Below are 5,566 nucleotides of genomic sequence, written 5' to 3'. Positions count from 1 at the left end.
TAGTCTGTAATTAATTTCCCATTTATTAAGGTAAAAAAATGACTAAAAGTGACAAAATTAACTTTTCTACTCCTAGCGGTTTTCCTGAATTTTTACCTAGCGAAAAGCGTCTAGAAGTATATTTACTAGATATTATTCGTCAGGTTTTTGAAAGTTATGGTTTTACACCCATTGAAACCCCAGCAGTAGAAAGATTAGAAGTCCTACAAGCTAAAGGTAATCAAGGTGACAATATTATTTATGGTATTGAGCCAATTTTACCACCAAATCGCCAAGCAGAAAAGGATAAATCTGGAGAAACTGGTTCAGAAGCCAGGGCTTTAAAATTTGATCAAACTGTTCCTCTTGCTGCGTATATTGCCCGTCACTTAAATGAATTAACTTTTCCTTTTGCTCGTTATCAAACGGACATGGTATTTCGGGGTGAACGGGCAAAAGATGGACGGTTTCGGCAGTTTCGACAATGTGATATTGATGTGGTTGCTCGTGGTAAATTGAGTTTACTTTATGATGCCCAAATGCCGGCAATTATCACGGAGATCTTTGAAAAGATTAATATTGGCGATTTTGTGATTCGCATTAATAACCGCAAAATTCTAACAGGGTTTTTCCAATCTGTAGGAGTTGCTGAGAACCAAATTAAAACCTGTATTAGTATTATTGATAATTTGGAGAAAATTGGCGAAGCTAAAGTCAAACAAGAGTTAGAGAAAGAAGATATTTCTTCAGAACAAACGGAGAAAATTATTGAGTTTGTGAAAATTGATGGCAGCATTGATGATGTTTTAGATAAACTCAAACACCTAGCTCAAAGTTTGCCAGATGCAGAACAATTTAATTTAGGAGTGAATGAATTAGAAACTGTAATTAATGGAGTGAGAAATTTAGGAGTTGCTGATAAACGTTTCTGTATTGATTTATCTATTGCTCGTGGTTTAAATTACTATACTGGCACGGTTTATGAAACTACTTTATTAGGCCATGAGGCTTTGGGGAGTATTTGTTCTGGTGGGAGATATGAAGAATTAGTGGGAATGTTTATCGGTGAAAAAATGCCCGGTGTGGGTATTTCTATTGGTTTAACTCGGTTAATTAGCAGGTTATTAAAAGCGGGTATTCTGAATACTTTATCTGCTACACCTACTCAAGTTGTAGTAGTAAATATGCAAGAGGATTTAATGCCTGTTTATTTACAAGTATCTCAACAGTTACGGCAAGCGGGAATTAATGTTGTGACTAACTTTGAAAAACGCCCTTTAGGTAAACAATTTCAAGCGGCAGATAAGCAAGGAATTAGGTTTTGTGTAATTATTGGTGCGGAAGAAGCAGCAGCACAAAAATCATCATTGAAGGATTTACAAAGTGGTGAACAAATAGAAATGAATTTGGCAGATTTGGTAGAGGAAATTAAAGGGAGGATTTTCAATAATTAAACAATTTTAAAAAACATAGGAATCATCTGATTTAATACTATTGAGGGCGGAAAACCCCACCCCCAGTAGTTTTGCTACTGATTGTAATAGATTACTTCCTATTTAATAATTAGTCTTTCTTCGATTTGACTATCAAGAAGTTGATGAGAAGCAAAATATTCTTCAAGCACATTTTGAGCAGATGTAGTTACCACTTTAGGCTCACTTAATTCAACCAATTCTTCCTTAGTTAAATTGAGGCTGGCAAATGAATTTTTGTAATGATACTCTTGCAAACAGAGTATATAATGGGTTTCAGGTTGTACAAGTTCTCCATTAATTGTTAATGATTCTAGCTTTTTCTCAGCCTCATGGTAAACAGCTTGAATACCTTTATTCACCTGGAAATAATTACTTTCACCAGGAATTCGGTTTTCTGCTCTCATAATATAATTAAACATTTTGAGCAGTTTCTCCCCTGTCACTTTAATTTTATAAAGCGGACCATCATAGGGATAAACTTTTTTCAAATTACCCAGGGTTACTAAAGGACCTAATTCTGTGCCTCGGATTGAGCCACTACCAATTAAAACCACATTTATTGTTGCTTCTAATTGGGCAAAAATATCGGTAATTAAGTTACCTAAATCCGTTTCTTGTTCCCGTTTAGGATGGGTAAGTTTACGATTTAAACGACCAATTAGACGATTATATTTTCGATCTACCTCGTCTTTAAAAGAGTTAATAAAATTGGTGAGATCTGGATCTGGTTCAGCGAGATTAGGATCTACAGGAATCAGTTGCCATTTCCATTCCACAATATTGTTTGTATCATCATCAACTACAATATCAAAACGTCCAATCTGATCTGTACCTACACCTGCTTGGGCAATGAGAATATCATTAACTTTAGCGGGTTGTTCCAAAAAAGTGTGAGAATGTCCACCAATGATCATATCCACACCCCAGACTGGATCAAGCATTGCTGCTAGTTTTTTATCTTCTTCAAAGCCAATATGGGTAAGCAGAATTGTTAAGTCAATATCCTCTGTTTTGTAAGCATCGCAAATTTTACCAACTTCGGCAGCAGCATCTTCTAGATTGATAAAAGTGCCAATACTAGAATCCAGTTTTAAGGATTTTAGTACCTCATCGGTAACAATGCCAATGAACATAATATCAAATCCATCTACATTGAGGATTAGATAAGGATTCATCAAGCGTTTGTTATATTTTTTGATATAAAGATTGGCGTTGACAATGGGGAAATTTGCCATCTTTTCTAGGAAAAGTAAATGAGGCAAGCCATAGTCTAATTCATGATTTCCTAAAGTTACGACACTAGGGGCAAGATAGTTCATGATTTCTATGGTTGAAACCCCTTTATATTCGGTATCAATCATTGATCCCTGAACCATATCACCGGAAATTACAAATAGTGTGTTTTTCTCTTCAGAACGTACTTTATTGAGATATCCAGAAATCAGAGCTAACCCACCAATAAGATTACCTTCTGCTCCTTTGGCCTCAGCCAAAAAGTCACCGTGCATATCATTGGAATGTAAGATCGTGAACTTTTTGAAGCGTTCCTGTAATTCTTGAGGCTGTTCTGTCATTTCAATCATTGTTTTTCCTGGTAGATTTAAAATACCATCATTAGAAGCAGTTTTGAAGATATTTCGCTCCAATCTGCATATTTTTAGGTATCAGAGTAATTACTCCCAGAAGATTGTATTTAAATAACATAACCTGAGAAAAGTAAAAGTAACAAAAATTTACATAAATCTAGGGTGGAAATTGGCCACCCTATGGGATTATCCTATAAAAAATAAGGTTGGTTACACTGGAACTACAAATTTTTCACTTCCAGCCAAATCAAAAGCTGAGTGAATAACTTGCAAAGCTTTCACCCCTTCATCTTCTCCCACAACACAACTAATTTTAATTTCCGAAGTAGCAATCATTTGAATATTGATGTGATTTTTGGCTAAAGCTGTAAACATTTTGGCAGCAGTACCTGGTTGTCCCACCATCCCAGAACCAACGATACTAACTTTAGCGATCGCCTGATCTAATACTACCTCACCCCAATCAAACTCTTTGGCAACTGCTTTTAATCTCTGTTGAGCGTTTTCTGCATCCATTCTCGCCACAGTAAAGGCAATATCCCTTCCGGGAACACCATTTACTATTCGACAACGTTGGGACTGAATAATCATATCCACACTGATGTTATGTTGCGCTAAAAATCCAAACAATTTGGCAGCCATACCCGGATGATTTGGTACTTGCCGAATCGCAATTCGGGCTTGGTTCATGTCTAAAGCGACACCACGCACAGCCGGGGCTTTAGTCGCAGCACAGGAGAGAGAAGTAGAAGAAGAGTTGATTTCAAAAGTATGACACAAAGCAGCTATAGCGCGATCGCAATCCCCAATATCCACAACACAACTCACCTTAACTTCACTAGTAGAAATCATCTGAATATTCACACCAGCTTCCGCCAAAGTTGTAAACATCTGCGCTGCTACCCCCGGACGACCAATCATTCCCGCCCCGACAATACTCACTTTAGCAGTATCTTTTTCTACCATTACTTCCGCTTCATCTGAACTATGCTGATTTTTAAATATCGGTGCTATAGCCAATGATACTGCTTCCGCCCGTTTTAATATTGAAGTATTTACTGTAAAAGCAATGTCATTAGTATTACCTTCATGAATAGACTGAATAATTAAATCCACATCAACATTTTCCTGGGAAATTTGCCCAAATAACTGGGCGGCTATCCCTGGTCTATCAGGAACACGCAATAAAGCCACCTTAGCCTGTTGAATATCAAACTCCACAGCATCCACTGGTCGTGCCAATTCTAAATTTACTAACGCCCGATCTTGCCTTGACGGCGTAGTTACCCAAGTTCCGGGCTGATCCGTCCAACTTGAGCGTACCACCAGGGGAACGCCATAATTGCGGGCAATTTCCACAGCCCTGGGATGTAATACCTTCGCCCCTAAACTAGCCAATTCCAGCATTTCATCACTCGTGATTTCTGTCAATAATTGGGCTTCAGGAACAAGACGCGGATCTGTAGTTAAAATTCCCGGAACATCTGTATAAATTTCACAAAAATCTGCCCCGATAGCAGCGGCTATGGCGACTGCGGAAGTGTCAGAACCACCACGTCCCAAAGTAGTAATTTCTAATGCTTCTGTACTGCTAATTCCTTGAAAACCGGCAACCACAACCACTTTACCGCCATTAATTTGCCGCATTAAGCGTTCAGTTTCAATATGTAAAATCCGGGCGCGGCTGTGTTCTGCTTCGGTAACAATCCCTACCTGAGCGCCAGTCATCGAAATTGCTGGTTGACCAATTTCCTGCAATGCCATACTCAGTAAAGCAATGGTAACTTGCTCCCCTGTAGAAAGCAGCATATCCATTTCCCGACGACTAGGAGTTTTAGAGATGTCATTAGCTAGTTTAACTAACCCGTCAGTGGTTTTACCCATTGCAGAAACCACTACTACAACAGAATTTCCAGCTTTGACAGTTTTTTCAACCCGCATTGCCACAGCTTGAATCCGTTCGACTGAACCAACAGATGTACCACCGTATTTTTGAACTATGAGCGCCATAAAATTCTCTTTAATCACTTATTTTGCCACAGTCAGGGTTGTCACGACTATGAAAACCCCTAAAAGTGCCAGTTTAGATTACCAAAAAAAATACACCCGTTAGCAATCTCGGACTTTGATTTTAATCACAAATTAACCATTTACATGAATTATCTTAACCAATTTATACACCTTTTTTGTTTATTGTAGTTAGCCGTAGGACAGTATTTTTATGCAAATAAATACTAATCCGCTCAAACATGGCAAGCAATATTACTTATTCCTAGCAGACTGTTTATTTACATAACACACTGCTAGGATATTTTATTGAACAGGAGTATAGCTAACGCCACGCTACGCTATCAGGAGGTAGGGGCGCAGGGCCTGCGCCCATTCAGAAGTATGGCTAACGCCACGCTTCGCTATCAGGAGTTCAGAAAGAAGAAATTTCTCCCCAACCCCCCCCACTCCCCCCACTCCCCCAACTCCCCCCACTCCCCCAACTCCCCCCACTCCCCCAACTCCCCAACTCCCCCC

3 protein-coding genes are annotated in these 5,566 nt (G+C 38.8%); 1 reads left to right on the top strand and 2 read right to left on the bottom strand.

Annotation, left to right across the window (positions count from 1 at the left end):
- Positions 1-38 precede the first annotated feature (38 nt).
- Positions 39-1,433: a histidine--tRNA ligase gene (hisS, locus tag FJR37_RS23435; RefSeq protein WP_168467255.1), complete on the top strand. Its 1,395-nt coding sequence runs from the start codon at positions 39-41 to the stop codon at positions 1,431-1,433.
- 98 nt (positions 1,434-1,531) lie between these two features.
- On the opposite strand, the gene FJR37_RS23430 is transcribed toward hisS, so the two are convergent.
- On the bottom strand, positions 1,532-3,037 hold the full coding sequence (locus FJR37_RS23430; RefSeq protein ID WP_039203814.1) for a bifunctional UDP-sugar hydrolase/5'-nucleotidase: 1,506 nt from the start codon (positions 3,035-3,037) through the stop codon (positions 1,532-1,534).
- Between the two features lie 213 nt (positions 3,038-3,250).
- Complete coding sequence (locus tag FJR37_RS23425; protein ID WP_168467254.1) at positions 3,251-5,050, bottom strand: aspartate kinase; 1,800 nt, start codon at positions 5,048-5,050, stop codon at positions 3,251-3,253.
- Positions 5,051-5,566: the final 516 nt, after the last annotated feature.

The sequence above is a fragment of the Aphanizomenon sp. UHCC 0183 genome (assembly GCF_009712065.1).
Classification (GTDB): domain Bacteria; phylum Cyanobacteriota; class Cyanobacteriia; order Cyanobacteriales; family Nostocaceae; genus Dolichospermum; species Dolichospermum heterosporum.
The sequence above is the reverse complement of the archived record's forward strand: the minus strand, read 5'-3'. Positions and strand labels throughout refer to the sequence as shown.

Excerpts from the sequence above, each read along its gene's own strand:
- hisS (WP_168467255.1), top strand. The coding sequence starts at position 39 with ATGACTAAAAGTGACAAAATTAACTTTTCTACTCCTAGCGGTTTTCCT.
- FJR37_RS23430 (WP_039203814.1), bottom strand. The coding sequence starts at position 3,037 with ATGATTGAAATGACAGAACAGCCTCAAGAATTACAGGAACGCTTCAAA.
- FJR37_RS23425 (WP_168467254.1), bottom strand. The coding sequence starts at position 5,050 with ATGGCGCTCATAGTTCAAAAATACGGTGGTACATCTGTTGGTTCAGTC.